Source organism: Ensifer adhaerens, assembly GCF_002940685.1.
Lineage (GTDB): Bacteria > Pseudomonadota > Alphaproteobacteria > Rhizobiales > Rhizobiaceae > Ensifer > Ensifer adhaerens_E.
On sequence record NZ_PNFP01000010.1, the window covers coordinates 21,375 to 47,318 of the forward strand.

Annotated in this window: 24 protein-coding genes; 13 read left to right on the forward strand and 11 right to left on the reverse strand. The window is 63.8% G+C overall.

Annotated features, from left to right (window positions below; genetic code table 11):
- Nucleotides 1-22 precede the first annotated feature (22 nt).
- Entirely contained in the window at nucleotides 23-925 is a 903-nt protein-coding gene (locus C1A35_RS19665; protein ID WP_104665940.1) for a LysR family transcriptional regulator, read from the forward strand.
- Between the two features lie 19 nt (nucleotides 926-944).
- Here C1A35_RS19665 and C1A35_RS19670 read toward each other — a convergent pair whose 3' ends face one another.
- From C1A35_RS19670 to C1A35_RS19690, 5 genes are all read right to left on the reverse strand, one after another.
- Complete coding sequence (locus C1A35_RS19670; protein ID WP_104665941.1) at nucleotides 945-1,844, reverse strand: LysR family transcriptional regulator; 900 nt, start codon at nucleotides 1,842-1,844, stop codon at nucleotides 945-947.
- A gap of 90 nt (nucleotides 1,845-1,934) precedes the next feature.
- Entirely contained in the window at nucleotides 1,935-2,498 is a 564-nt protein-coding gene (locus C1A35_RS19675) for a hypothetical protein (protein WP_234822912.1), read from the reverse strand.
- A gap of 162 nt (nucleotides 2,499-2,660) precedes the next feature.
- Entirely contained in the window at nucleotides 2,661-3,020 is a 360-nt protein-coding gene (locus C1A35_RS19680; RefSeq protein WP_104665942.1) for an Atu4866 domain-containing protein, read from the reverse strand.
- Nucleotides 3,017-3,508: a carboxymuconolactone decarboxylase family protein gene (locus C1A35_RS19685; protein ID WP_104665943.1), complete on the reverse strand. Its 492-nt coding sequence runs from the start codon at nucleotides 3,506-3,508 to the stop codon at nucleotides 3,017-3,019. The genes C1A35_RS19680 and C1A35_RS19685 overlap by 4 nt, the downstream gene beginning before the upstream one ends.
- A 304-nt stretch (nucleotides 3,509-3,812) precedes the next feature.
- Complete coding sequence (locus C1A35_RS19690; protein ID WP_158665102.1) at nucleotides 3,813-4,754, reverse strand: LysR family transcriptional regulator; 942 nt, start codon at nucleotides 4,752-4,754, stop codon at nucleotides 3,813-3,815.
- A 126-nt stretch (nucleotides 4,755-4,880) separates the two neighbouring features.
- Here C1A35_RS19690 and C1A35_RS19695 point away from each other — a divergent pair, with 126 nt between their 5' ends.
- The 7 genes from C1A35_RS19695 to C1A35_RS19725 all read left to right on the forward strand — a co-directional run bounded on the left by C1A35_RS19695 (nucleotide 4,881) and on the right by C1A35_RS19725 (nucleotide 12,917).
- On the forward strand, nucleotides 4,881-5,930 hold the full coding sequence (locus C1A35_RS19695; protein WP_158665103.1) for an alpha/beta hydrolase: 1,050 nt from the start codon (nucleotides 4,881-4,883) through the stop codon (nucleotides 5,928-5,930).
- A gap of 137 nt (nucleotides 5,931-6,067) precedes the next feature.
- Nucleotides 6,068-6,760, forward strand: a complete 693-nt coding sequence (locus C1A35_RS19700; protein ID WP_234822929.1) for an alpha/beta fold hydrolase — start codon at nucleotides 6,068-6,070, stop codon at nucleotides 6,758-6,760.
- A 352-nt stretch (nucleotides 6,761-7,112) separates the two neighbouring features.
- Nucleotides 7,113-8,114 carry an ABC transporter permease gene (locus C1A35_RS19705; RefSeq protein WP_104665947.1) on the forward strand — a complete coding sequence of 334 codons (1,002 nt, stop codon included), beginning with the start codon at nucleotides 7,113-7,115 and terminating at the stop codon, nucleotides 8,112-8,114.
- Nucleotides 8,115-8,191: 77 nt separating this feature from the next.
- The gene (locus tag C1A35_RS19710; protein ID WP_104665948.1) at nucleotides 8,192-9,193 is read left to right on the forward strand and encodes a substrate-binding domain-containing protein; all 1,002 of its coding nucleotides are present in this window, start codon (nucleotides 8,192-8,194) and stop codon (nucleotides 9,191-9,193) included.
- 90 nt (nucleotides 9,194-9,283) lie between these two features.
- Nucleotides 9,284-10,852: a sugar ABC transporter ATP-binding protein gene (locus C1A35_RS19715; protein WP_104665949.1), complete on the forward strand. Its 1,569-nt coding sequence runs from the start codon at nucleotides 9,284-9,286 to the stop codon at nucleotides 10,850-10,852.
- Complete coding sequence (locus C1A35_RS19720) at nucleotides 10,849-11,886, forward strand: ABC transporter permease (protein ID WP_104665950.1); 1,038 nt, start codon at nucleotides 10,849-10,851, stop codon at nucleotides 11,884-11,886. The genes C1A35_RS19715 and C1A35_RS19720 overlap by 4 nt, the downstream gene beginning before the upstream one ends.
- A gap of 83 nt (nucleotides 11,887-11,969) precedes the next feature.
- Nucleotides 11,970-12,917, forward strand: coding sequence for a carbohydrate kinase family protein (locus tag C1A35_RS19725; RefSeq protein ID WP_104665951.1), 948 nt, complete (start codon nucleotides 11,970-11,972; stop codon nucleotides 12,915-12,917).
- Between the two features lie 33 nt (nucleotides 12,918-12,950).
- Here the strand turns inward: C1A35_RS19725 and C1A35_RS19730 are convergent, their stop codons facing one another.
- Nucleotides 12,951-13,940 (reverse strand): sugar-binding transcriptional regulator, encoded by a 990-nt coding sequence (locus C1A35_RS19730; RefSeq protein WP_234822913.1) that lies wholly within the window; start codon nucleotides 13,938-13,940, stop codon nucleotides 12,951-12,953.
- A gap of 367 nt (nucleotides 13,941-14,307) precedes the next feature.
- Between C1A35_RS19730 and C1A35_RS19735 the strand changes: the two genes are divergently transcribed.
- Nucleotides 14,308-16,356: a bifunctional aldolase/short-chain dehydrogenase gene (locus C1A35_RS19735; protein ID WP_104665953.1), complete on the forward strand. Its 2,049-nt coding sequence runs from the start codon at nucleotides 14,308-14,310 to the stop codon at nucleotides 16,354-16,356.
- A gap of 74 nt (nucleotides 16,357-16,430) precedes the next feature.
- On the opposite strand, the gene C1A35_RS19740 is transcribed toward C1A35_RS19735, so the two are convergent.
- The 5 genes from C1A35_RS19740 to C1A35_RS19760 form a co-directional block, all read right to left on the reverse strand.
- Nucleotides 16,431-16,736 (reverse strand): hypothetical protein, encoded by a 306-nt coding sequence (locus C1A35_RS19740; RefSeq protein WP_104665954.1) that lies wholly within the window; start codon nucleotides 16,734-16,736, stop codon nucleotides 16,431-16,433.
- Between the two features lie 221 nt (nucleotides 16,737-16,957).
- Nucleotides 16,958-18,175, reverse strand: coding sequence for an MFS transporter (locus C1A35_RS19745; protein ID WP_158665104.1), 1,218 nt, complete (start codon nucleotides 18,173-18,175; stop codon nucleotides 16,958-16,960).
- 431 nt (nucleotides 18,176-18,606) lie between these two features.
- Nucleotides 18,607-20,676, reverse strand: coding sequence for an ATP-dependent helicase (locus tag C1A35_RS19750; RefSeq protein ID WP_104665956.1), 2,070 nt, complete (start codon nucleotides 20,674-20,676; stop codon nucleotides 18,607-18,609).
- A 147-nt stretch (nucleotides 20,677-20,823) separates the two neighbouring features.
- On the reverse strand, nucleotides 20,824-21,030 hold the full coding sequence (locus C1A35_RS19755; RefSeq protein ID WP_104665957.1) for a hypothetical protein: 207 nt from the start codon (nucleotides 21,028-21,030) through the stop codon (nucleotides 20,824-20,826).
- 170 nt (nucleotides 21,031-21,200) lie between these two features.
- Nucleotides 21,201-21,887, reverse strand: a complete 687-nt coding sequence (locus C1A35_RS19760; protein ID WP_104665958.1) for a TetR family transcriptional regulator — start codon at nucleotides 21,885-21,887, stop codon at nucleotides 21,201-21,203.
- Between the two features lie 232 nt (nucleotides 21,888-22,119).
- Here C1A35_RS19760 and C1A35_RS19765 point away from each other — a divergent pair, with 232 nt between their 5' ends.
- The 4 genes from C1A35_RS19765 to C1A35_RS19780 all read left to right on the forward strand — a co-directional run bounded on the left by C1A35_RS19765 (nucleotide 22,120) and on the right by C1A35_RS19780 (nucleotide 25,928).
- A complete protein-coding gene (locus C1A35_RS19765; RefSeq protein ID WP_104666167.1) occupies nucleotides 22,120-23,586 on the forward strand; it encodes an ABC transporter substrate-binding protein in 1,467 nt (488 codons plus the stop codon).
- Between the two features lie 82 nt (nucleotides 23,587-23,668).
- The gene (locus tag C1A35_RS19770; RefSeq protein WP_104665959.1) at nucleotides 23,669-24,673 is read left to right on the forward strand and encodes an ABC transporter permease; all 1,005 of its coding nucleotides are present in this window, start codon (nucleotides 23,669-23,671) and stop codon (nucleotides 24,671-24,673) included.
- 5 nt (nucleotides 24,674-24,678) lie between these two features.
- On the forward strand, nucleotides 24,679-25,533 hold the full coding sequence (locus C1A35_RS19775) for an ABC transporter permease (RefSeq protein ID WP_104665960.1): 855 nt from the start codon (nucleotides 24,679-24,681) through the stop codon (nucleotides 25,531-25,533).
- Between the two features lie 35 nt (nucleotides 25,534-25,568).
- Nucleotides 25,569-25,928, forward strand: a complete 360-nt coding sequence (locus tag C1A35_RS19780) for a RidA family protein (RefSeq protein ID WP_060582252.1) — start codon at nucleotides 25,569-25,571, stop codon at nucleotides 25,926-25,928.
- Nucleotides 25,929-25,944: the final 16 nt, after the last annotated feature.

Genomic DNA, 25,944 nt, shown 5'->3' on the forward strand with positions numbered 1-25,944 from the left:
ATAACTGAAAGTATGGGTCGTCATGACGTTTGATGCTCGCCTGCTCAGCGGGATCGGTGTGCTTTCTGCGGTCGTCGAAGCCGGCAGCTTTGCCCGGGCCGGTGAGGCAATGGGATTGACGCAGCCTGCCGTTAGTCGCGCGGTTGCACGTCTGGAGGAGCGTGTCGGCATCCGAATTTTCAACCGAAGCGCCCGGGCGATCTCGCTGACGGACGAGGGACGGCGTTTCTATGAACTCGTCGCGCCGCTTCTATCGGCGATCGAGGAGGCCGCCATCACGGCTGGTGCGGCCAAGACGCGGGTGCGCGGCAGGTTGCGGGTCAATGTCGATGGGACCTTCGGGCATTTCGTGCTTGCTCCAAGGATCAACGACTTTCTCGAGCGCCATCCGGAACTGTCGGTCGAGATCTTCGTGCGCGACTCGATCGGGGATTTTGTCGGCGAAGGGACGGATGTCGCCGTGCGGTTCGGCGAGCCCGGCGCACATTCGCTGCAAACGGAACTTCTGCTGGAAACGCGCGTGTTCACCTGCGCTTCGGCCAACTATCTCGAGAGGAATGGCGAACCGAAAACGCCCGCCGATCTCTCGAACGGGCACCAGTGCGTCCTCATCCGCGACCCGGGAACCGGGCGTCCCTTCACCTGGGAGTTTCAGCGTCGGGGCGAAGTCGTACCATTCGCGGCGACCGGCAGGGTCATGGTCAACGACACCGGCTCGCTGATTGCCGCCTGCCGCAGCGGCGCCGGCATCGCGCAGCTGCTCGAACTCTATGTCAGGGACGAATTGGGGGACGGCGATCTGATCCAGATCCTGCCGGACTGGGCGGAGGAGACCTTTCCGCTTCACGCCTATTATCGCCGCTCGGACCTGATGCCGGCAAAGCTGCGGGCCTTTCTCGACTTCGTTCGCGAGATCGTCGCGTAGGCGCTTTGGGTTGGTTGTTCTACCCGGCGCCAGGCCGCCACCGCACATGCTCGATAAGCGCGCGCAGCTTCGGTGCAAGATTCCGCCGGTTGGGAAAGTAGAGGTAGAAGCCCGCGAATGGCGGGAAGTAGTCTTCGAGAAGCGGCACCAGCTGTCCCGACGAAACATAGGGCCTGAAGGTTTCTTCCATGCCGAACGTTATGCCGCCGCCGGCACAGGCGGTGCGGATCATCAGCCACATGTCGTTGGTCGTGATCTGGGGGTTCACGGCGACATCGAACTCGCGACCATCCTTGCCGAACTCCCAGCGGTAAGGCGCGGTCTGCGGTGCCGGACGCCAGCCGATGCAGCGATGCAAAGCGAGGTCCGACGGCTGCAAGGGCTTGCCGAAGCGCTCGATATAGGAGGGTGCCGCCACCGCGGTCTGGCGTTGCTCGGCCGATACCGGGACCGCGATCATGTCCTGCTCGATGACCTCGCCGAGCCGCACCCCGGCGTCATAGCCTTGGGCAACGATGTCGAATTCCTCGTCCGTGACGGTCACATCGATCTCGATCGTCGGGTAGGCTGCAGCAAAGCTTGCGAGCAACGGGCCTGCGATAAACCTCTCGGCGATCGAGGACACGGCCAATCGCAACAGGCCCGTGGGAGCCATGTCCCGATCCGCCGTGGCGTCCAGAGCCAAGCCGACTTCTTGAAGGGCCGGTGCCACGCGCTGGTACAATTGCGCGCCAGCCTCGGTAAGGCTGACGCTGCGCGTCGTTCGTTGGACGAGCGCCACTCCGAGTCGATCTTCGAGACGGCGCAGCGACTGGCTGACCGCAGATCGGGTAACGCCCAGATGCTCGGCGGCCGCGCGGAAACTGCGGGCCTCGGCAACGGCCATGAAGACGGAGATAGCATTCAGATCAACGGCCATTGGTCGGCTCAGCTTACCGGTATCGGTGTGATTGGGCAGAATGAAGATACAATCTTGGCCTGCCGACCGACAACCTTCAAGCCAGGGCCTTCACTTCCTCCCGGTCTCCCGTGACAGAAAGGGTGCAATCTCGCTTTCGCTGACGGCTCGTGCAGAATTGTGCTCGTGGCGGATTACCCACCGTCGGCCATCACACTCCCAGCCGAGTTGAGAACGGTCGATGATCGCGGTCACGGCGCCATCCTTCGTTTCGAGCCGCGCCACGAATTCGAGCGTCGTCGAGGCGACGCGCTCTCCGACGATCGCATCCGGCCCGTCGGAGACGGCGTGGATCGCTGCGCGCATGTTGTTGAATGGGCCTTCCCACATGGCCCCGTAATCGGCCGCGCGGCGCACTGTCCGGAAGTTCGGCGCCAGGTCGTCGTAGAACACGCCCTCGCCAGCGAGGTCGTAGTAGCGTCCGAGCTTGTCGGCGAACTTGAATGCCGGGTCCCCGGGGGCACGTTCCCAGCCTTCGAGGATCCAGCTTCTATGGAGTTCCGCCGGCCCGTCCGCGCCACTTGCAGGGCAAGCGGGCTGGGCCTCTTGCTGCGCAAAGGCGCCACCTGTCGCCAGCATCCAGATTGCCGCCAAGGCGAAAATATCGCGCTTCATGGTTTGGTCCTTGTTTGGTGTGCCGCCACTGGCAAGCGGGAGGTTGCCCTCAACCGAGCCCCGCGCTTCTCGCGAACAGGGCAGGCAGCTGTAGAAACCGAGCGGTGGAGACGTGGCAGCCACCAATCGCATGACGGCCGTCACACGCTCTGTCCGCCGTCGTCATCTTTCGCGGTAGAACACCATGCCGCCATGGTGCAGCACGCCGTCTATGAACGTGCCGTCGGCGGTGAAGCCGGTGTCGTCCCAGTAGTCGATCTGATTGCCGGTCACGACATAGCGTCCCTGATAGGCGCTCGTTCGGCTTCCGCGCGCCTCGTCATAGCGACCGTTCGGCAGCAGTTCCTGGCGGATCCGCCCGTCCTTTGTGACCCACATGCCGACATAGGGGTGATCTGATTGCTTGCTCTCGGTCGCGCTGTCCATGACGTCCTCTGCGATCGCTTGACGGGAGACCGGCGCGTCGAGAGACGCGAAACCGGCGATGAGCGTGGCGGCGGCGAGCCTTTGGAGACTGCTCATGGCCGCGCCTCCGCAGGCTTTTCGCCGCCGCCATCGGCCCGCTCGGCAAAGAGCTGCGACAGCGATTGCGACGCGGCAATGGCGCGGGGAAAACCGGCCGGAACGGTTACCATGTAGATCACTTCCTTAAGCTCATCCTCAGAAACGCCGATGTTGAGCGCGTATCCGGCATGGACCTTCATCAGGTCGGTCAGCCCCATCGCGGCGAATGCCGCCACCGCCGCGAGTTGCCGCGTCCGGTTGTCGAGACCCGGACGAGACCAGACGTCGCCAAGGGCATAGGCCTCGGTCGCATCGGCAAGGAAGGGAAACTCCTGCCGCATTCGTTCCAGGTTGGGCTGCGCCACGCCGTTGTTGAGGTTGCGGATGACGGCGGCGCCGCGTTCCCGGCGCTCCTCCAGGGATTGGGCGAAGGCGATCTCCGGCGAAAGACTGAAGATGACCGCCGTACCCGCGGCTGCAAATTGCGATTGAATGCGATCGAGCACGTTTCTCTCCTCGACAGGTGACGGGTGGACGTCCGACGATTGCGAACGTCCCTCCGGTTGCGTTGCTGTGGCTGACGCAAAAGGTAGGCGAGGAGGATTTGAGCGATAAGGCGTCGATTTCTTCCCATGCTGGCAAGCTGCGCTTACCAATAGGTGGGCCGCCCGGCGACGTGATCGCGATCGTCCCGGTCTCGGCGGGTGATCTTGTCGCTCGGGCACATCCGCCCGAACGATCGCCGTGGTTCCCGCCGGCACCCCGCGCGGCTGCCGCACGACACCTCCGCGCTTCAGCTTCGCGGGCGGGCTACAAGCGCCCGCCGGCCTCGCTGGACAAAGTTTCGATCAGCAGGCGCACGCCGGGCAGCATGCCGCGGCTCGCGGCGTGTATCAGCGAAATATCCAGTCCCGGCCCAGCCCAGCCAGGCAGGACTTGTATGGCGGCCCCCTCGGCGACCATTCTGCGGCCGATCAGCGTTGGCAGGCGGCCGATGCCGATGCCTGTCTCGATCGCTTCGGAGATCGCGCGCACGCTGTTGGCGCACAGTCGCGGCTTGAACTCAAGCTTTGCCGGCTTTTCTGTCGCGTGGTGGAGTGTCCAGATCTGGCTTTCGCCGGGCGCGATCTGCTCGCCGATCAGCGGATAGGCTGCGAGATCGGAGGGGAGGCGTGGCATCCCGTGCGCCGCAATCAGCGCCGGAGCGGCAAAGACAGAGGCCTCGGTGCGGCCGATCTTGCGGGCGATCAGGGAGGAGTCCTTGAGCTTGCCGACGCGCACCGCGAGATCGTAGCCTTCGGCCACGAGATCGACGTGACGGTCCGACACGTCGATCTCGCAGTGCAGCTTCGGGTTCGCAGCGGCAAAGCGCGCCACGACCTTACCGAGACCCGCCTCGACCAGCACCGACGACATCGACAGCCTGAGCCGGCCGGAGGGCTCGGCGACCGCATGGGCGGCTTCGTCGGTTGCCCGCTGAAGCGCATCGACAATCAGCCGGCCGTGGATGAGCAGACGCTTTCCCGGCTCGGTGAGCGAGGAGCGCCGCGTCGTCCGCGCGATCAGCTTCACGCCGAGATGTTCTTCCAGTTCGGCCACGCGCTTGCTGACGGTCGCCAGGGGGATGCCCATGGAACGCGCTGCGGCGGTGAAGCTGCCCAACTCCGCAACGCGGGTGAAGATGACGACGGCCTCGATCGGGGGGAGGCGTTCCACGGTTGAGGCGGTGGAGCTTCGATTATCTACACTCATGGATTCTAGTTCCAAATCTAGAGCATTATCCATCATTCAGAGATAATCTATCTTTTCCCCATGAACCAGATGTTTTCACGCTCCTCGGCCCGAGCCGATGTTCGGTGCATCTCGAGGGGGACCAATATGCATCTCAATTTCAGGGAGTTTGTCGCCATGTCTTTGTCCATCGCCTTGCACGCCGCCGACGCTCGGGCCGAGACTGCGGCGCCAGGTTTCCAACGAGCGGTAGCCGTCGCGCCCATCGATCTGGTTGATCCTGAACTGCGCCCGCTGCTCGCACATATCCCGCCGCTCGACCTGGGCAACGACAATCTCCAGGCGGTCCGCAGCGCGCAGTTTCCCCCGGCGCTGCCGGCGCCGGCGGTGCAGCCGCAGGACCGCTTCATCCCAGGTGGTGAGGGCAACCCGAAACTGCGGGTCGTCGTTCTCGATCCCGCGCCGGAGCGTGCGAACAAGCCGGCGATCCTGCATATCCATGGTGGCGGCCTGGTCGTCGGCAAGCCCGAAGTTGCGATACCGGAATTGCAGCAACTGTCTGCGGAACTGGGTGTGCTCATCGCCTCGGTCGACTACCGCCTTGCGCCCGAGCATCCCTTCCCGGCCGGGCTTGACGATGCATATGCCGCGCTCGGCTGGCTGCATGGAGCGGCAGCCGAGCTTGGCGTCGATCGCAACCGCATCGCGGTGATGGGCGAGAGTGCCGGCGCCGGGCTTGCCGCCGCCGTTTCGCTGAGGGCCCGCGACCGCGGCGCGTTGCCGATTCGCTTCCAACTGCTGCGCTATCCCATGCTCGACGACCGCACCGCGCTGCACGCGCCGCCTGCCCATGTCGGAACCTTCATCTGGAACGCGCGATCGAATGCTTTTGGCTGGACTGCGGCGCTGGGCCGCAAGCCGGTGATCGAGGACGCGCCCGCCGAGGCGGCCCCGGCGCGTGCGGTTGATCTTGGCGGCCTGCCGCCCACCTGGATCGGCGTCGGCACGCTCGACCTGTTCGCGCAGGAATCGATCAGCTTCGCCGTTCGCCTCGTCGAGGCCGGCGTGGCCGTCGAGATGTCCGTGGTCCAGGGCGCCTATCACGGCTTCGATGCGATGGTGCCGCAGGCGCGTATTTCGGCTGACTTCATTGCGCGCTGGAAATCGGCCCTGAACCGGTCGTTGAACGCCGACTGACCGGCAGCCACACTGCACAGCGGTCGCGCCGATCGCCGCTGGAAGACCGAGCGCTTTTCATCCGCTTGACGACCGCATCTATTTCTTCCGATAGGTCAGTGTACGGCACGTGCACGGGGGAGGTGGCAACTGTGGCAATGCTCTTGGTTCCGGGCTTCATGCTCGATGCGGATCTGTGGCGCGACGTGGTTCCCGCACTCGGCGACTACGGCCCTGCGACCTACGCCGATCTGTCGCAGGACAGCTCGATCGCCGCCATGGCCCGTCGTGCGCTGCTGGATGCGCCGGCCCGCTTCGTCCTCATCGGCTTCTCCATGGGCGGCTACGTCGCCCGGGAAATCGTCCGGCAGGCGCCCGACCGGGTGACCGCCCTTGTCCTCATCGCCACATCTGCGCGCGGCGACAGCGATGTGGAGCGCCAGCGCAAGGCGGTCGTCGCCGGACAGGCGGCAGGCACCGCGTTCAAGGGGCTCAGCCGATCCGCCATCCTCTCATCCCTGTATCCTGATAGTGCGGAGCGGTCTGATCTTGTCGATCGCATCCAGGCGGCGGGTCAGCGACTTGGAGGCGACGCCTTTCGCCGGCAATCCCTTGTCGAGCGGAGAGACGAACGGGATGAGTTGGCGGCGATTGGGTGCCCAAGCCTGATCGTCGCGGGTGACGAGGACCGGTTGCGATCGCGCGCCGAGGCGCTCGAGTTGCACCAGGGACTTGCCGGTTCAAGCTTCGAGGTTGTCGCCGGTACCGGCCATATGGTTCCGATGGAAGCGCCGCAACGCCTCGCCACCATCCTTCGGGAATGGCTCGATCGGCAGAACGCCGAAGCGTGACGCCCGCGGCCGAGCCAAACGGCGCGCTCTCGCGCCGCCACTGCCGCCACCTTTTCCCATTCTGACCCCTTGCCGTTGCCACATCCGGCAGACGCCGCGCCGGGGCTGAGGACGTGCTGGACAGTCTCGCCAAGCGGGCCTGCCCGCCGGGGCAAAAGCATGGAAACACGTCATTTCCGCGCTCGGTCCCCACGCGTCCCCGGGCAGTGCGAAGAACGCTGTTGACAAAACACACCGATGACTGGCAAATGTCAGAAATGTGCAGAGGGCACCGGATGCCGATCGGTTTCAGGGGAGACAGGAGCCTGAAACCAGAGGGCCGGAAAGCATTTCCGTCCGCACGAATGCCAGCATGGGAGGGGACATCGTGGCTTTTCAGGTGGATCGGCAGCTCGGCTTTCTCGCCACCGTGAACGTTGCCGCCATTGTCGCCGGCGCGGTGCTCGTCGGCGCGAGTTTCGTCGAGCTCTATAACTTCCAGTCCATGGCGTCGCAGGTTCCCGAACTGGGCTTCCTCGCCCTTGGCGTCATGCTGGCCATGATGTCCGGCAATGGCGGTATCGACCTTTCCGGCATCGCGCTCGCCAATCTCTCGGGCGTTGCCGCCTACTTCTTCCTGCGGGACGTGATCTCCGCCGACGACGCTCCGCTTCTTTTCACCTGGAGCCTGGTCGGCGCAGCGCTTGCCATCGGTCTTGTCGGTGGCATGCTGAACGGCTTCCTGATCGCCCAAGTTGGACTGACTCCGATCATCGCGACGCTCGGTACGCAACTGCTCTTCACCGGACTGGCCATCGTTCTGACCAACGGCTCGGCACTCAGCATCGGTTATGTCGAGCCGCTCGACGATTTCGGCAATGCCACGATCCTGAGCGTGCCCCAATGCTTCGCTCTCTTCCTGGTCGTCGCGCTCGCAATCGGTGCCGTCCTGCGTTTCACGCCCTTTGGCCAACGCCTGCTTCTGCTCGGCAACAATGCCAAGGCCGCGCGCTACGCCGGCATCCCGGAAAAACGCATCCTGTTCCTGACCTATACGGTTTGCGGACTATTGGCGTCGGTTGCCGGTATCGTGATTGCAGCGCGCACCTCGAGCGTGAAGTGGGACTACGGCACCTCCTATGTCCTCATCGCGATCCTGATCGCCGTCATGGCCGGGGTTCGCCCCGAGGGCGGCTACGGACGGGTTATCTGCGTGGTGCTTTCGGCAACGTCGCTGCAGATGCTGTCCAGCCTGTTCAACTTCATGAACATCTCGAATTTCTTCCGCGATCTCGCCTGGGGCGTTCTTCTGCTCGTCTTCATCGCCACCTCCGGCTTCGATTTCAAAGCCTGGTTCAGGGCCGTGCGCAGCTAACCCCGCTTCCGCTAGGGCCGGGCGCGAGCCTTCGCGCGCCACGGCTCTTTCCCTTCGAAGGCGCAATGGGAGGAACTATGCCTGATTTTCGTAAACTTGCCGCCTGCACCGTCGCCCTCAGCACCATCTGGGGTGCTGCGGCTGCCACGGCCGAGGAGAAGCCGAGCATCGTGACCGTCGTCAAGGTCACCGGCGAGAACTGGTTCACGCGCATGGCCGAAGGCGTTGCCGCCTACGGCAACGACAACGACACGGTTGCCACGAGCCAGATCGGTCCGGGCAAGGCCGACGCCGCCCAGCAGGCGCGCCTGATCGAGGACCTCGTCGCCAAGAAGGTCAGCGCCATTGCCGTCGTGCCGATGGACCCGTCGTCGCTCGAAGGCGTGCTGAAGCGCGCCGCCCAGCGCGGCATCAAGGTGGTCACCCACGAAGCTGACAGCATGAAGAACACGCTCGTCGACATCGAAGCCTTCGAGAACAAGGCCTTCGGCGCCCGCTTCAACGAGAAGATCGCCGAGTGTATGGGCAAGTCAGGAAAGTGGACGTCCTTCGTCGGTTCGCTCGGCAGCCTGACGCACGTGCAGTGGGCCGATGGCGGTGCCGAAAACGCCAAGAAGTACCCGGACATGGAGCTGGTCTCGGAGAAGAATGAATCCTTCAACGACGCCAACCGCGCCTATGAAAAGGCGCGCGAGATCCTGCGCAAATACCCTGACATCAAGGGCTTCCAGGGCGGCTCGGCGATCGACGTCATCGGCATCGGCCGCGCCGTCGAAGAGGCCGGCCTCCAGGACAAGACCTGCGTCTTCGGCATCGGCCTGCCGAAGGATACCGGTTCCTATCTCGAATCCGGCGCCGTTGACGGCATCAGCTTCTGGGATCCGAAGGATGCCGGCTACGTCATGAACAAGGTGGCCGACATGGTCATCAAGGGCGAAGAGATCAAGGACGGCATGAACCTCGGCGTGCCCGGCTACGAGAAGGTGTCGGTCAAGAAGGGTGCCGGCGACGGCATCATCGTTGTCGGCGAAGCCTGGGTCGATGTCGACAAGTCCAACTACGGCAAATACCCGTTCTGATCGGCTCAACCGATCAAAGCCGCCGCGCCATTGAACCGGCGCGGCGGCCCATCCGTCGAACGCCTCTCCATGCACCATCAGGACAAAGCCATGCAGCCCCAGCAAAATGGCGGTGAACCGCATCTCAAGCCCGCGACCCCGTTTCTGGAGGTGCGCAACATCGAGAAGCACTTCGGTGGCGTGCGCGCGCTCAAGGGCGTGAGCTTTTCGATCGAAGCCGGCAACATCTATCACCTGATGGGTGAGAACGGCTGCGGCAAGAGCACGCTCATCAAGATCATTTCCGGCGCGCAAGGGGCCGATGCCGGCGAACTCCTGATCGACGGCGAGACGGTCACCGGTCTGACGCCGGTCGCAGCCCTCGCGAAAGGCATCGAGACCGTCTACCAGGATTTCTCGCTGCTTCCCAATCTCTCCGTCGCCGAGAATATCGGGCTGACGCAGCAGCTGGTGTCCTCGTCGGGCAAGCTTGCGCGACGGCTCGACATACCGAAGATGCGGGCGACGGCCGAGCGCGCCCTTGCGGCCGTGGGCCTGCCGGCGAACAGGGCCTTTCTTTCGACCCGGACGGACGAACTGCCGATGGCGACCCGGCAGCTGATCGCGATCGCGCGCGCGATCGCCTCCGATGCGCGCCTCGTCATCATGGACGAGCCGACGACGGCGCTGACGAAACACGAGGTCGACAATCTCCTCGGCGTCGTCGACCGCCTGCGCGCCAAGGGCGTCGCCGTCCTGTTCGTGACCCACAAGCTCGACGAGTGCAAATCGCTCGGCGGACGGGCGATCATCATGCGCGATGGCCAGAAGGTCGCAGAATGCGATGTCGAAACCCATTCCAAGGCCGATCTTGCCTTCTGGATGACGGGCAAGGTGCTGGACGACACGCGCCAGCGCTCGGCCGTCACGCTCGGCGAAAAGCTGCTCAACGTCGAAAAGCTCTCTCGGAGTGGATTTTTCGCGGACGTGTCCCTGTCGCTGCGCAAGGGCGAAATCGTCGGCATTACCGGCCTGCTCGATTCCGGGCGCAACGAACTGGCGCTTGCGCTCGCAGGCGTCTCTCCGGCGGACGGCGGCGGCATTTTTCTCGAAGGCAACGAGATCCGGCTCGTGAAACCCGCCGACGCCATCGCTTCGGGGATTGGCTATGTGCCTGAGGATCGGCTCTCGGAGGGGTTGTTCCTGTCGCAGTCGATCAAGGACAACATCGTGGTCCCGGTCCTCGACCGGCTGCGCAACGCCATTGGCATTGTCGACGGTCGCCGCAGTCGCGCGCTCGCCGCGCGCACGGTCGACGACCTGCAGGTCGTCTCGGCCGGGGTCGACAAGCCGGTGCAGTCGCTGTCCGGCGGCAACCAGCAGCGCGTGCTCATCGGCCGCTGGCTGACGATCGAGCCCAAGCTTCTCATCCTCCACGGCCCGACCGTCGGTGTCGATGTCGGCTCCAAGGACACGATCTATCGCATCATTCAGCGGCTCGCCGGTGACGGCATGGGTGTCATCATCATCAGCGACGACCTGCCCGAACTGCTGCAGAACTCAGACCGCATCATGGTCATGCGCAAGGGCCGCGTGGTCAAAACCTTTACCGCCGAAGGACTGGCGGAAGACGTCCTCTCGCGCGCGCTGACCGACGATACCATTGCGAGGCTTCAATGACCGAAACCACCTTCTCCTCGGCAGCATCCCGCTCCGAAAGCCCAGGCGCCACAGCCGGCCTCTGGGCGTGGCTCATGCGTCACCCGCCGGCCTTCACGCTGATCCTGATCGTCGCCGTTTCCTTGATCGTCGGCGCGATCAACACGGACTTCTGGCAGGTATCCAACCTCTTCGACATCCTGCGTGCTTCGGTCGTGCGCGGCCTCTTCGCGCTCGGCGTGCTCGTCGTGCTTGCCTCCGGCGGCATCGACGTCTCGTTCACGGCGATCGCTGCTTTCGTCATGTACGCCGTCACGATGCTTGTGGTGAATGTCGTGCCCGGCATGCCGATCGTGGCGATCCTCGCGCTTGGCGCCCTCGGTGGTGCCTGCTTCGGCGCGCTCAACGGCGTTCTGGTTCATGTGCTCAAGGCACCGTCGCTGATCGTGACGATCGGCACGCAATACGTCATCCGCAGCTTCCTGCTCACCTTTGTCGGCACGGCGCTGTTCATGAACATCCCGGCGGCGATGGACGCCTTCGGAAAGCTTGCGCTCTTCACCCATCACAGCGCCAACGGCTCGACGTCGACGCTGCCGGCATTCGTGCTCATCCTCGCGGTCGCCTCGCTCGTTACCTGGTGGATCCTCGAGCGCACCCTGATCGGCCGCGCGGTCTATGCCGTCGGCGGCAATGCCGGTGTCGCAGAGCGCCTCGGCTACAATCTGCGCACGGTCCGCATCTTCGTCTTTGCCTATGCGGGGCTTCTCGCCGGCATCGCCGGGATCATTCACGTCTCCAGCAACCGCCTGGCGAACCCGTTCGATCTTGCCGGCGCCGAACTCGAGATCATCGCCGCAGTCGTTCTCGGCGGGGCGCGCATCACCGGCGGCTCCGGCAGTGTCATCGGCACGCTTCTGGGCGTGGTGCTGATCACGCTGGTCAGCAACGTGCTCATTCTCGTCGGCATTCCGAGCACCTGGCAGCTCGTCATCGTCGGTATCTTCATCATTCTCGCCGGCGCGATCTTCTCGATCCGCGGCAGACAATCCTGACGGCCGGCCCCGGGACCGCAATGAGGCGGCCCCGGGGCCGGCGTCGTTCGACAACCCTCCTTCACTGAGAAAGGTTTGAGCGCATGGCGCACGATGTTTCGGTCATCGGACTTTACATTCTCGACATCCTCGGCCGCCCGGTCGACCGCATTCCCGCGGGCGGCAATGTCGAGTTCATCGACGAGATCCGCCTGACGGTTGCCGGTACCGCCGGAGGCACGGTCGTCGACCTCGCAAAGCTCGGTCTCAACTGCCTCGCGGTCGGCGCGGTCGGCGACGACGAGAAGGCCGATTTCGTGATTTCGACCTTGCAGCGCTTTGGTGTCGACACGGCGGAGATGCAGCGGATCCCGGGCGTTCCGACGTCCGCCACGATCCTCAACATTCGTCGCAATGGCGAAAGGCCGGCCCTTCACGTGCGCGGGGCGTCCGGTCATTTCGAGGTCGCAGAAGAGGCGCTCGATCGCGTGACGGCAGCGCCGATCGTTCACCTCGGCGGCACGGGCCTGCTCGACCGCCTCGACGGCGAACCGAGCCGCGTGCTTCTCGAAGCGGCGAAGCGCAAGGGCAGGACGGTCACCTTCGATCTTCTCGGCGCCAGCGAGAAGACGCTTTCCCTCATCCGCCCGCTCTTTCCCTATATCGACTACTTCATGCCATCGGTGGAGGAAGCCATGCTGATCTCCGGGCGGACAACGGCCGAGGATGCGGCGCTGTTCTTCTGCGATCTCGGCGTGAAGCACTGCGTCTTCACGCTCGGCGGCGACGGCGTCTATTTCATGGATCCGGAGCGAAAGACCGTGAAGCTGCCGGCGTTCGAGATCGACGTCGTCGATACGACCGGCTGCGGCGATGCCTTCAACGCCGGCTTCATCGCCGGCCTGCATCACAAGATGGATACCGAGACATCGCTCAGGTTCGCGCAGGCCTCCGCGGCGCTGGTGGCGACCGGTCTCGGCTCGGATGCCGGCATCACCTCCTTCGAGGCGACGCAGGAGTTCATGCGGACGGCGCGCGTCAAGACGAACTGATCGGTTCTGCGGGGGCGCTCCTTGCGGAGCGCCTCAGGCCTCTTCCGCCAGCAACATCTCGGCGGTTTCGATGTCGGTGACGAGATGGGTGGCGTAGCCGCCGTTCATCGTCGCGCGGATCGCGGTGACCTTGTTCGAACCGCCGGCAACGCAGATGCGGCTCGGGATGCGCACCAGTTCGTTGAGCTCGATGCCCACCATGCGATCATCGAGCTCGCCGCTCACCTGTCGGCCCGCCTCGTCGATGAAACGGCAGATCAGCACCGCGACCGCGCCGTGTGCCTGATAGGAATCGAAGTCCTCCTGGCTTGCGACATTGGCCGAGCGGATCAGCGTGTCGGGGCCGATGTCGCCGACGCCGAAGACCAGGACATTGGTGGAATGGATGAGCTCGAACTGCTTGACGAGCACCGGCTCCGAAAGCAGCCAGCGCTTGAGTTCCGGTGTCGACAGGAGCGCCGGCGCAAGCAGGTTGACGCAGCGTGCATGAATGCGCTGCGACATCAGCGAGGTGCAGAACTCCGGCGAGAATTCGGGATTGGCGATGGAACTGCCCGAGACCTGGACGACCGTCAGTCCTCCAAGCGGCTCGGCCAGCGAGATCTGGTCGGCGACGGCAAGCACGGTCCGCCCCCAGGCAACCCCGATCGTATCGCCTTCCTTGATCATGTCGGCGAGCAGGCGGGCGCCGGCCTCGCCGAGCCGTGTGACCAGCGACGTCGGCTCGCCGGCAGGAATGACCAGTGCCCCTTCGAGCCCGAACTTTTCCTTGAGCTTTCGCGCAACCGCGACGCGTCCGCCGATATCGGTGTTGACGCGAATGGTCACGAGACCCCTCTCGCGGGCTTCCTGAAGGTAGTTGACGATGGTCGCGCGCGACATGCCGAGGATCTTGGCGATGTCGCTCTGGGTCAGTTGATCGACGTAGTAGAGCCAGGCGGCCCAGACGACCCCGTCATCGAACTCGGGCGGCAACGACTTGCCTTCGCCGATCATCCAACTTGCCCGTCCGCTATCTGTCATCCGTCACTCCGCCTGATACCGTTTGCGCCACCTCAAACCGGAAAAGTCGCTGCCGTCAAACAAATTCGCACGCTCAATTGACATTTGACACGTGATGTTGTCATTTGTTTATGTTCCGCTGCAACGGACGATCGAGAACGGAATCGCGCTTGAACACGCGGCCGCGAATGCGGACACGTGCGCAGGCGAGACCGCGGCAGACTGCATCCGGGCCGAGCCTTTGGCGCGGCCTGTGCCGGCTGCCGTTCCCAAATTCCTCAAGCGGCCTTTCCTGCCAGCCTCCTGCGGTTCGGCGGGCGTGGCCCCGCCATGTCATTTTGTCCGGGGCCGTCCAGACGATGTCCGCCGGAAGCTAAGGAGCCTTTCCATGAAGTCGAGATGGTCCGAAACCGAATATGCTGATGTCGTGGATGCCTATGTCCGCAAAGGCGTCAACCGCGACCTCGCGATCCGCACCTACACCACGCGCCTGCTCGGATCCGACCCGGAACTGGTATTGCACGGCGGTGGAAACACCTCCGTGAAAACCACCTTCACCGACCTCGACGGCTCGGAAATTCCGGTTCTTTGCGTCAAGGGAAGCGGCTGGGACATGGGCACGATCGAGCCGGCGGGTCTGCCGGCCGTGCGCCTGCAGCCGCTGCAGGCCATGGTCGGTTTCCAGACGCTCAGCGACGACGACATGGTCATGCTGCAGCGCCGGCTGCTGCTCGATCCGACGGCGCCGAACCCGTCGGTCGAGGCGATCCTGCACGCCAATTTGCCGTTCAAGCACATCGACCACACCCATGCCAACGCGATCGTGTCACTGACGAACCAGCCGCACGGCGAAGACATCGTGCGCGAACTCTTCCCCAAGGCGATCATCGTCCCCTATGTCATGCCCGGCTTCGATCTCGCGAAAGCCTGCGACGAGGCCTTCCGCGCCGATCCGACCGCCGATGGCATGATCCTCCTGAAGCACGGCATCTTCACCTGGTCGGAGGACCCGCGCGAATCCTATGAGAAGATGATCGCCGCGATCGACCGGGCCGAGCGCCGCATTGCAAAAGGCAATCCGCGACCGTTCGTTCAGGTGACGCAGCCGGCAGCGCTTGCGTCGGCCGCCGAAATCGCCCCGCTCCTGCGTGGCGCCATCGCCATCGATACCGGTGTCGAAGGCGCTGCGAAGCGCTTCGTGCTGGAGCACCGCGCGAGCGACGCCGTGCTGGAGTTCTGCAATGCGCAGAATGCGAGCGACCTTGCGCGTCGCGGCAATGCAACGCCGGAACACGTCATTCACATCAAGCGCTTCGGGCTCGTCCTGCCGGCGCCGGTTGCTGGCGAGACGGCGGCGTGGGCTGAGACGGTGCGCGCGGCCGTGGCGGATTACATCGCCGAGTACCGCGCCTATTTCGAGCGCAACAACGCCCTCGTCGGTGGCAACAGGAAGATGCTCGATCCGATGCCGCGCGTCTTTTACGTCGCCGGCGTCGGCCTCTTTGCGGCGGGCCCCAGCAAGAAGGCTGCGCGCGTCGGCGCCGATGTCGCCGAGGCGACGATCAACGTCATCCGCAACGCCGAGGGCATCGAGAGCTTCGAGGCGCTGTCGGAACAGGATCTCTTCGACATCGAATACTGGTCGCTCGAACAGGTGAAGCTGACGAAGCAGGTGGAAAAGCCGCTCAGCCGACAGGTGGCGGTGGTAACCGGCGGCGCTGGCGGGCTCGGCCTGGCGATCGCCGAGGCATTGCGGGCGGAGGGCGCCGAAATCGCCCTGATCGACCTCGCCGAAGCGGCGGTCAAGACGGAGGCGGCCCGGCTCGGCGGACTTGGCCTGGCATGCGACGTGACGAACCCTCAGGCGGTCGACGCAGCGCTCGCCGGCGTTGCCGAACATTTCGGCGGCGTCGACATCGTGATTTCCAACGCGGGCGCCGCCTTCCAGGGAGCCATGATCAAGGTTTCGGACGAACTTTTCCAGAAAGCCTTCGCGCTCAATTTCTGGGGGCATCACTACATCGCCCGCGCTGCAACGAAGATCATGAAGGCGCAAGGCACCGGCGGCGCGCTGGTGTTCAACGTCTCCAAGCAGGCGGTCAATCCCGGCCCTGATTTCGGTCCTTACGGCACGTCGAAGGCGGCCTTGATGGCGCTGATGCGGCAATACGCGGTCGAGCACGGCGCCGACGGGATCACGTCGAACGCCGTCAACGCCGATCGTATCCGCACCGGCCTCATGACCGACCAGATGGTCGAGGAGCGCAGCCGCGCCCGCGGGATTACGCCGGACGCCTATATGCGGGGCAATCTCGTCCACCGCGAAGTCTCCGCCAGGGATGTCGCAGACGCCTTCGTGCATCTTGCCAAGGCGCGCGCGAGCACCGGCGCGGTCATTACCGTCGATGGCGGCAATGTCGCGGCGATGATGCGATAGGGCAAACAAAAACGGTGTGCGGCCGCGGTGACAGTCGCCGCGGCCGTGCCGTCCCGATGGGTCGCCGCGCGTTCCTAGATTCCGGAGCCGTCCAACTCCTGCTCGTCCTCGCCCTCCCAGGGCAAAGGCATCGCGCTGCGGCTGAGATTGGCCGCGGGCATCGGCATCCAACACTTCAACTCGGGCTCGGGGTACGCGACGATACGGCCGGGCGAGGAATCGGATGCGCGCCAGCCTTCGGGCCCGAACTGATCACCGTTCGACCAATAGGCGAGATCGACTTCTGCGCCGCCCTGCTCGGATGGGCGGATCGTGACGAGGATCCGGCTTCCGTTTTTCGGCGCGCTCGCCATATGACGCCAGTGGTCCGGCTCGGCCATCTTTTTCCTCCTGCCTTGCTGTCATCGCGCGAGTGTCGCCTCGCCTTCGGAAACGGTCAACTCATAGTTTGCGCGGGGTCGGCGGTCCGCATCGTCACCGGTCGAGATGTCATGAAGACGCGCGCCGGCAGACGGCTTAAGGCCGCCGGCCTCGGGGCGCGTCCGTCAGCGGCCGCGCCAGTCAAGGGTGAGGGATCTCGCCGGTCGCAGGACGCCGAGACCTATTTTTCTGCCGTCCGGATCCCGAGCACGACAGTCAGTCCGAGAAGCACGATCCCGGCGCCCAGCGAAATCAGGTAGATCAGCTGGAATGATCCGAGTGCATCCTTCGTTGCGCCGCCAAGGTAGTTGCCGGCCATCGAACCCAGCCCAAGCAAAACGTTGCCGAACCCAAAGATCGTGGTCGCCGATCGGCCGTGGAAGTTGAGGCTGACAAAGGCGGGCATCAGCCCGAAGATGGCGTTGAAGGCGAGGCCGAAGAGCGCTGCCCCGATGTAAATCTCCACGAGGCTGGAGTGGTGCAGAAAGGCCATTATGGCCGCGACGAGAAGCGCGTAGGTCAGGAGCATGGCTCTCAGCACGGTTATGCGGTCAGCAACCCATCCCATGAGCAACCCACCGAACATGCCGATGAAGCCGATCGCGCTCCACGCCCGGCTCGCCTCGGCCACGCCGTAGCCGAGATCGTCCCGCAGCAGCGAAACGAGATAGTTCTGGGTCGGCATGCAAGCGATGCCGTTGAAAAACATCATGGCAAGCACGATTGCGCTGAGCGGCGACCGCAGCACGGACAAGGTGCCCGCAGTCGCGCCTGGTTCGGTGTCGACGGCTGTGCGGCGGCTTTCGAAACGAACGCCGGACAGCCGGACGACGCCCCAGGCAAACAGAATGAGCGTCACTACACCCATGACGAGCCAGACGGATTGCCAGCCGTAGGAGGGCACGAGCGCCGGCACGGCAAGACCGTTGAGGAAGACGCCGTAAGCGGTCCCGGATGACATCAGCCCCAGCGCTTTCCCCTGATGCGTAGTCGGCAGAGCGGCCTGAGCCAGGGAAACCATCGGAACCCAGACGGATGCCGCAGCCGCGCCCGTCAGGAACAGGAGCCCGACGAGCTGCCAGCCCGCCGTTGCGAACGACAGCGCCAGCAGGCAAACCCCGCACACAAGCACCGAGAACAGCACGACCCTTGCGGCTCCAAAACGGTGCGCCAGAAGCCCGCTCGAGAGCGCCGCGACCATGAAACCGACCTGCGCCAGGGCGATCACCGTGCCTGCGTCGCCGTAGTCCAGACCAAGGTCACCCTTCATGTCGGGGATCAGCGTCGAAAAGAGATAGATGCCAAAGCCGTAAGTCGCAGCGATGAAGCCGGTAAAGAGGGCTGTCAGTTCCAGTCCGCTCAATCGGCGACCGGAAAGCACGGCTTCCTTGTTCAACATGGAGTAAGAGCCCCACATGACGTCGTGAAGATTGCGATCACGCGTGAAGTCCGGCGAAGACTGCAATTGCCGCCGTCAGACGAGTGGACGCCGAGTTCCGCCACTCCCTTCGGGCGGTTGTGAACGAGCCAATCGAGAGCGCGGGAATGAAGGATCATGTCTTCGGTGGATTCGATCGCGGGTTCATGGGGCCGAGCTCGCCTTGTCAGCGTCACGCGGGCCGCTCGTTAGGCGCACTCTGCTTGTCGGAGCGTTTGCAGCCTATGGGAGCATTCTGAGCCGGCACGTGCCGAGGGCGACTATTTTATGTTGAAATACGGCGCGATACAATTTTGGCGCTTGGCAAGCGTGTTCGCCTCAAGGAGGCGGCCGCCGCATCGGCACATCGCCACATCCTTGCGGACCGGGACGCCTTCACGCCGTCCTGTCGCTCATTTCCACATGGAGCGCATGCGGGCGCCGACATCGATGCGGATCTGCTGGGCGCTTCTCTCACTGGCGCTCGCCGAGATCTTCGGCCAGCTCGTCGTTTCGAAGAACTGCAGCAGTGTCGCCGGAATGAACCGGGTGCGCGACGCGTAGACGTGCCGATCGCCCTGGGCGTTCTGCCCGTGGGTGAAGAAGCGTTGCGGCGTGATCAGCGCGAGATGGTCCCGTGCCCGCGTCATGCCGACATAGAGCAGCCGCCTTTCCTCTTCGAGTTCGGCGGTGGTGCCGACACCGAGGTCGGACGGGATACAACCATCGACGACGTTGAGCATGAACACCGAGCGCCATTCCTGGCCCTTCGCCGAATGGATCGTCGAAAGGATCAGATAGTCCTCGTCGAGCAGGGGGACGCCTGCCTGATCACTGGTAGCATCGGGTGGATCAAGGGTGAGTTCGGTCAGGAATTGCTCGCGGTTCCGGTAGCCGCCGGCAATCTGCTCAAGCTGCAGCAGGTCCGCCTTGCGTGTGTCGGCGTCTTCATGGATGCGATCGAGATGAGGCTCATACCAGGCGCGCGCTGCGCCGATCTCCTGCGGCCACCCCGGCTCGGCCTTTCGCAGGCCGGAAACAAGGTCGATGAAGCCGCCCCAAACCTCACCGGTTTTCGGGGGAGGCGGGATTTCCGCAAGGGCTGCGAGCGGTTCCGGATCGGCGGCGATCGCGTCGAGGATCTTTCCCGCCGTCTGCGGGCCAATCCCGGGAAGCATCTGCAGCAGCCGGAAACCCGCGACGCGGTCCCGCGGGTTCTGTGCGAAACGCATGACCGCGAGCAGGTCCTTCACGTGCGCGCTGTCCAAGAACTTCAACCCGCCGAACTTCACGAACGGAATATTGCGGCGGGTGAGTTCGACCTCGAGCGTCCCGCTGTGACTGGACGAGCGGAAGAGAACCGCCTGCTGTTTCAAGGCGATGCCGATCTCGCGGCCGGCGAGAACCTGCTCGACGATGTAGGCCGCCTGGTCCGCTTCGTCCTTGACGGTGACGAGCAGCGGGCGCTGCTCCGATTGCCTGTCCGTCCAAAGGTTCTTGGTGAACCGTTCGCGCGCCAAGCCGATCACCCCGTTGGCGGCGGCAAGGATCGGCTGCGTCGAACGGTAATTCCGATCGAGGGTGATGACGTCGGCAGGCTCCGGCGAAAAGGCGCTCGGGAAATCGAGAATGTTGCGCACCGTCGCGGCCCGGAAGGAATAGATCGACTGGGCGTCGTCGCCAACGACCGTCAACCCGTGGCCCCCTGGTCTCAGCGCCATGAGGATCGACGCCTGAAGCCTGTTGGTGTCCTGATACTCGTCGACGAGGACGTGATCGAAACGGCCGCCGACGTCCCGGGCAAGTTCCGGTTCGCAAACCATCTGCGCCCAGTAGAGCAGGAGGTCGTCGTAATCGAGTACGTTCTGCGCCTGCTTGGCGTCGACGTAGGCGGCAAACAGTGCCTTCAGCTGTTCATCGAAGCCGTTGACCCACGGATAGGCCGACTTCAGCACGTCTGCAATCGAGCTTTCGGAATTCACGATGCGCGAATAGATCGAGAGGCACGTCCCCTTCGTCGGGAACCGGCTTTCCATCTTCGAGAAGCCGAGTTCGTGGCGCACGAGATTCATCAGATCGGCGCTGTCCTCCCGGTCATGGATCGTGAAGTCCGGGCCGAGACCGATCTGTTCGGCATAGATGCGCAGGATTCGCGCTCCGATCCCGTGGAAGGTACCTGCCCAGGAGAGTGCGTCCGTCATGACCGCGCCATTGTCGCCGAGGACCTGGCGGCAGATCCGACCGACGCGGCGGGTCATTTCGGATGCCGCGCGCCGGGAAAAGGTCATCAACAGAATGCGTCGCGGATCGGCGCCGTTGACGATCAGATGCGCGACCCGATGGGCGAGCGTGTTCGTCTTTCCGGAGCCGGCACCGGCAATGATGAGAAGCGGACCGCCGATCCGTCCATCGGGCAATCCGACGCCGTGCTCGACCGCCTCGCGCTGACGATCATTGAGTTTTTCGAGATAGGCGGCGCTCATGCGTTCCCGTTCGTTTTTCGTCGCATTCAGTTACAGCCCGAATCGATCACGGCAGGGCGGGAACAAAGAAGGAACATTAGCAATTTCTCCTTCGGATGAAAACCCTGCAGGCTTCGCGGGTCGCGAGCGGCAGACGATGCTTGAGGCTTACTCCGCTGTCAGGCCGTCGAAAACCTCGAGCATTGCGTCGCTGATCGCCTTGCCGAGTGCGGCGGCGGTTTGCGCCAGTTCCTCGTCGTTCATGTCGCGCGCGGCGACGGCGAAGGCCGCGCCTTCGGCCGTCACAATTTCCTGGGCGCGCTGGATTGCCCACAGGGCGAAGTCGCTGCGTCCGGTGATTTCGATGGTTTCCATGTCACTTCCTGATTTGCTCGTATGGAAGCCTTATAGCGGGATGGGGGCCGACAGTCTCGGTCCAAGCTGTCTTTTGAGACGACTCGATTGCGGGCGGCGTATCGACGCGGATTGGGCTGAAGGCGGGCGCTACCGACGACGCGCAGCGCGCAAAAAACCTATGGTCCCGCTCAGCTTGCCGCATGACCTGATTTCGGCCTCACATAGGTTCCGATCAGGTCGACGACATGCTGCCGTCGCTCGGTGACGATGCGTTCCGAGGACAGGTCGACGCCGAAGGTGACGGAGAGCGTGTAGCGGCTGGAGATGTGAATGAAGCTGAGCGCCACGATCGAGATGTAGAGCTGCATGGCGTCGATGCCCGGCTGGATCACGCCGGCGGCTTCGCCGCGATCAAGAAGCGTCTGGATCGTCTCGATCAAGGGTCTTGAGGAGCGCGGTATGCTGTCGATCGCGCGGATGAACTCTCCCTGCAGAAGGTTTTCCGCCAGCACCATTTTGATGAATGCCGGCGTCGCGGCCATGTAGTCGTAGGTAAACGCGGTGAGCGCCTCGATCGCTTCGACCGGGGGGCGATCCAATATGTTGAGCCCGGCTTCCTGGCTGCGCAGGTCGTTGTAAACCTCCTGCAATGCGGCCTTGTAGAGCAGTTCCTTGCTCTGGAAGTAGTGGTAGAGCATCCGGATGTTGCAGCCGGCGCGCTCGACGATGCGTGCCGTGCTCGCGCCGCTCAGTCCATGCTCGCAAAACTCTGCAATCCCCGCATCGAGGATGGATTTGCGCGTGGCCTGCGCATTGCGCGAGCGTGGGCCGCCTGTTTCGCCGGGCTGGTGATCATCGTTGTCTGCGTCACGCATTCTGCATCCACCTTTTGTCCTGCCAACGCGGCAGGATCTTTCTATCGCAAATGGCCATCGAGACAATTGACAACCAAGTAAGTAATAGCATACTTACAAAAATAGAGGAGACGCTTTTTGCAGTGCAGGGAGCAAAAATGATGACCGCCTGCTGCGAGCCGGCGGCGAACGGGAGGGGACTGTGTTCAAGGCAATCAAGAGAATACTGCTGTTGAGCGGCGGAGCCGCCGTCATGGCTACCGGAATGGCGCAACAGGCACAGGCGCAAAAGCAGGATCAGATCACCGTTGCGATCACCGAGGGGATAACCGGCAACAATCCCTACGCGGATTCCGTGGTCCTCATCGGTTCGATCTGGTGCCAGGTCTATGGTTGCCTGACGACCTGGGACTTCAAGGCCGGAAAGTTTGTGCCATTCCTCGCCGAAAGCCTGGAGCCCGAGGATGATCTCAACTGGATCCTGACGCTTCGCTCCGATTGGAAGCGCCACAACGGCGATCCCATCGTGGCTGCGGACGTGATCCATTCGATCGAGCGCTCGCGCAACGACCCGGAAAGCATGTCGCAGGCCTCGGTGCAGTACATCGCTTCGGCCGAGGCGCTTGACGAGCGTCGCCTGCGCATCAAGACGACCCAGAAGATGGCGACGTTGCCGAATTACCTGGCGACGATGCAGATCACCTCCAAGAAGATCTACGACCAGTATGGCGCCAAGGCAGCCGACCGCGAGCATCCTGTTGGTGCCGGACCCTACAAGCTCGTCGAGGTCGGTATCGGCAGCCACATCGTCATCGAGCGGGTGGATGGTCACCCGATGGTCGAGCCGACCAATCCCAAGCGCATCATCTACCGCATGATGGTCGAGCCCGAGCAGCGCGTCACTGCACTGGCCAACGGAGAGGTGCAGATCGCCCAGGGCATTCCGCCACAGCTCGTAAGCCGCGTGCAGCAACTGCCGAACGCGACCGCTGAAATGGTCGATTCGGCGGAAGCGATGTTCATCGCGATGAGCCCGAAGACCGCGCCCTGGGACAATCCGAAGGTGCGCCAGGCGGTTTGCCACGCGATCAACCGCGAGGGTATCGCCCGCGCCATCCTCGGCAATCAGGTCACGCTTCTCAACGGCCCGGTCGGCGACGGTCAGCTCGGCTTCGATCCCGATTATACGTCGCCGATGAACTATGATCCGGAGAAGGCGAAGACGTTGCTCGAGGAGGCCGGCGCGGTCGGCGCCGCCGTCGACCTCTATACGCCAGTCGGTCGTTACACCGCCGATCGCCAGATCACCGAAGCGATCGTTCCTATGCTCGAACAGGTGGGCTTCAAGGCAACGCTGCAGACGCCCGAATGGGCAACGCTGTGGACCAACGTCCAGCGCGGCGAAACGCCATTCTACTACATGGGCCGTGGCAACATGCTCGACCCGTCGCCAGCACTGGCGCAGTATTTCGAGACCGACGCTTCGCCGCGGCTGAAGTACTCCAGTGCCGAGGTCGATGCTCTCCTCCAGGCCGAACGCCAGGAATTCGATCCGGCAAAGCGGGTGGCCATGCTCTCCAAGGCGATGGCGGCCATCACCGAGGACGCTCCGGCCTGCTTCCTGTGGCTGCACAAGCTCGCCTGGGGCGTCGCCAAGGGCGTCGATTACAAGCCGAGCAAGGCCGACCGGGTCAACGGCTGGGAAATCCATCTGAGATAGCCGCGGCCATCCTATCACGCCGGGGCCGCCCGCAAGCGCCGCCCCGGCGCCCATTCCCCCTCAAGAGTTCCAAGGATTTCCCATGCTTGGCTACACGCTGAGACGCGTGGCCGGCACCGTTCCGGTGCTGTTCATGGTCTCGCTTCTGATTTTCGCATTGGTACAGCTCGCCCCCGGCGATCCGGTCGACATGCTGGTAAGCGACGAGGCGACCGAGGAGGTCAGGCTGGCGATCCGCTCGGCCTGGGGGCTCGATCAGCCGATTTATGTCCAGTACCTGACCTTCGTGAAGAACGCCGTCATGGGCGACTTCGGGCAATCCTTCCGCTACCGCGAACCGGTCATGGACCTGATCCTGGAGCGCTTGCCGGCGAGCCTTGAGCTCGCCATCTATTCGACCTTGGTGGCGGTCGCCATCGGTCTGCCGCTTGGCGTCTGGGCCGCCAGCCGGCCCAACTCCCTCGTCGACACGCTGGGCTCGATCGGCGGCTTCTTCGGCATCAGCCTGCCGAATTTCTGGCTTGGTATCCTGTTGATCCTGCTCTTTGCCGGCACCTTCAACCTGCTGCCGTCAGGCGGCCGCGAAACCTGGGGCCTGAACGTCGAGCGGGTCACCGGCTTCCTGACGATCGACGCCATCATCGCCGGGCGTTGGGACGCGCTGTGGGACGCGCTTCGCCACCTGACGCTTCCGGTCATCGTGCTCGGCACCAACATGACCGGCATCATCATGCAGATCACCCGCGCCTCGGTGCTGGAGAACCTGCAGGAAGACTATGTGATGACTGCGCGCGCCAAGGGCATGAGTGGACGCGTCGTGCTCTGGCGTCATGCCTTCCGCAATGCGCTCATCGCCGTCATCACGATCATCGGCCTCGAATTCGGCACGCTCATCAGCGGCGCCATCATCGTCGAAACCGTCTTTGCCTGGCCCGGCATCGGCTATCTGCTGCTGCAGGGGATCTCGTTCCGCGACTTCCCGCTGATCACCGGCCTGGTGCTCGTCTACACGACGCTGTTCGTTCTCATCAACCTCGCGATCGACATGATCTACACCGTCGTCGATCCGCGCATCCGTCTGGGGTGACTAGGATGGCTCGCTCCTCCAAAACTCGACAGCTGCTGCAGGCGCTGAAATCGCCGAAGGGCGCCTTCAGCCTCGTCGTCATCGGCCTCTTGCTGCTGGCTGCTGCCTTTGCGCCGCTGCTTGCGCCCTTTGATCCGAACCGCCAGGATCTGATGCTTGCGATGATGCCGCCGCAACTGACCGGACCCCATTTCCTCGGGACGGATCACGTCGGGCGCGACATGATGAGCCGCATCATCTACGGCTCGCGCGTTTCGCTGCTGATCGCCGTTGCCGTCGTGCTCTTCTCCGGCGTGGTCGGCGTGACGCTCGGTGTCGTCTCCGGCTACTATGGCGGCCGGGTGGACTCGGCGATCCAGAAGTTTCTGGAAGTGGTCTGGGCCTTCCCGCCGCTGCTGCTTGCAATCTCGATCGTCGCCTTTCTCGGCCAGGGCCTCGGCATCCTCATCGTTGCGCTCGCGTCGCAGCGCTGGATCCCCTATTGCCGCCTTGCCCGGGCCGAAGCGCTGACCCTGCGCGAACGGGAATTTGTATCCGCCGCGCGCTCGCTCGGCGCCAGCGACGGCCGCATCCTGCGCACGCATATCCTGCCGAACCTCATCCAGTCGGCGTTGATCGTCGCGACCTTTGCCATGGCCACCGCGATCATCGCGGAATCGAGCCTCAGCTTCCTCGGCCTCGGCGTGCCGGCCTCGACCCCGACCTGGGGCGGCATGCTGTCGGATGCGCGCGCCTACATCAGCACCTCCTGGTGGATGGCCCTGTTCCCGGGCCTCTGCATCTTCGTCACCGTTCTCGCCATCAACCTCCTAGGCGATGTGCTCAGAACCCATCTCGATCCCCGCCTGAACCGCGCCTGACGGTTCGAAACACTAAGAAAAGAAGGATTATTCCATTGGTTGAACGTATCGAAACATCGATGGCGGACGGCGCTCTGAAGAGCATGGCTGTGGTTCACAACGACATGGTCTTCCTGTCGGGCGTGCATGCCACCGACACCAGCGGCGACATCAAGGAGCAGACGCGCGAAGTCCTGCGCAGCGTCGATCGGCTGCTGGAAGCGGCCGGCTCGAACCACAAGTCGATCTTCGTCGTGCATATCTGGCTGAAGGACATGCGCTACTTCGGCGCCATGAACTCGGTCTGGAACGAGTGGGCCGACCCGGCTCATCCGCCGGCGCGCACCTGCGTCAGCGGCGAACTCTACCGTTCGGACGTTCTCGTCGAGGCGGTCGTCATCGCCTATCGCGCCTGATCGCTTGCGAAGGAGA

What these genes read in the sequence shown, in the direction of transcription:
- C1A35_RS19665 (WP_104665940.1), top strand. Translation starts at nt 23, where the DNA reads ATGACGTTTGATGCTCGCCTGCTCAGCGGGATCGGTGTGCTTTCTGCG.
- C1A35_RS19670 (WP_104665941.1), bottom strand. Translation starts at nt 1,844, where the DNA reads ATGGCCGTTGATCTGAATGCTATCTCCGTCTTCATGGCCGTTGCCGAG.
- C1A35_RS19675 (WP_234822912.1), bottom strand. Translation starts at nt 2,498, where the DNA reads ATGAAGCGCGATATTTTCGCCTTGGCGGCAATCTGGATGCTGGCGACA.
- C1A35_RS19680 (WP_104665942.1), bottom strand. Translation starts at nt 3,020, where the DNA reads ATGAGCAGTCTCCAAAGGCTCGCCGCCGCCACGCTCATCGCCGGTTTC.
- C1A35_RS19690 (WP_158665102.1), bottom strand. Translation starts at nt 4,754, where the DNA reads ATGAGTGTAGATAATCGAAGCTCCACCGCCTCAACCGTGGAACGCCTC.
- C1A35_RS19695 (WP_158665103.1), top strand. Translation starts at nt 4,881, where the DNA reads ATGCATCTCAATTTCAGGGAGTTTGTCGCCATGTCTTTGTCCATCGCC.
- C1A35_RS19700 (WP_234822929.1), top strand. Translation starts at nt 6,068, where the DNA reads ATGCTCTTGGTTCCGGGCTTCATGCTCGATGCGGATCTGTGGCGCGAC.
- C1A35_RS19705 (WP_104665947.1), top strand. Translation starts at nt 7,113, where the DNA reads ATGGGAGGGGACATCGTGGCTTTTCAGGTGGATCGGCAGCTCGGCTTT.
- C1A35_RS19710 (WP_104665948.1), top strand. Translation starts at nt 8,192, where the DNA reads ATGCCTGATTTTCGTAAACTTGCCGCCTGCACCGTCGCCCTCAGCACC.
- C1A35_RS19715 (WP_104665949.1), top strand. Translation starts at nt 9,284, where the DNA reads ATGCAGCCCCAGCAAAATGGCGGTGAACCGCATCTCAAGCCCGCGACC.
- C1A35_RS19720 (WP_104665950.1), top strand. Translation starts at nt 10,849, where the DNA reads ATGACCGAAACCACCTTCTCCTCGGCAGCATCCCGCTCCGAAAGCCCA.
- C1A35_RS19725 (WP_104665951.1), top strand. Translation starts at nt 11,970, where the DNA reads ATGGCGCACGATGTTTCGGTCATCGGACTTTACATTCTCGACATCCTC.
- C1A35_RS19730 (WP_234822913.1), bottom strand. Translation starts at nt 13,940, where the DNA reads ATGACAGATAGCGGACGGGCAAGTTGGATGATCGGCGAAGGCAAGTCG.
- C1A35_RS19735 (WP_104665953.1), top strand. Translation starts at nt 14,308, where the DNA reads ATGAAGTCGAGATGGTCCGAAACCGAATATGCTGATGTCGTGGATGCC.
- C1A35_RS19740 (WP_104665954.1), bottom strand. Translation starts at nt 16,736, where the DNA reads ATGGCCGAGCCGGACCACTGGCGTCATATGGCGAGCGCGCCGAAAAAC.
- C1A35_RS19745 (WP_158665104.1), bottom strand. Translation starts at nt 18,175, where the DNA reads ATGTTGAACAAGGAAGCCGTGCTTTCCGGTCGCCGATTGAGCGGACTG.
- C1A35_RS19750 (WP_104665956.1), bottom strand. Translation starts at nt 20,676, where the DNA reads ATGAGCGCCGCCTATCTCGAAAAACTCAATGATCGTCAGCGCGAGGCG.
- C1A35_RS19755 (WP_104665957.1), bottom strand. Translation starts at nt 21,030, where the DNA reads ATGGAAACCATCGAAATCACCGGACGCAGCGACTTCGCCCTGTGGGCA.
- C1A35_RS19760 (WP_104665958.1), bottom strand. Translation starts at nt 21,887, where the DNA reads ATGCGTGACGCAGACAACGATGATCACCAGCCCGGCGAAACAGGCGGC.
- C1A35_RS19765 (WP_104666167.1), top strand. Translation starts at nt 22,120, where the DNA reads ATGGCTACCGGAATGGCGCAACAGGCACAGGCGCAAAAGCAGGATCAG.
- C1A35_RS19770 (WP_104665959.1), top strand. Translation starts at nt 23,669, where the DNA reads ATGCTTGGCTACACGCTGAGACGCGTGGCCGGCACCGTTCCGGTGCTG.
- C1A35_RS19775 (WP_104665960.1), top strand. Translation starts at nt 24,679, where the DNA reads ATGGCTCGCTCCTCCAAAACTCGACAGCTGCTGCAGGCGCTGAAATCG.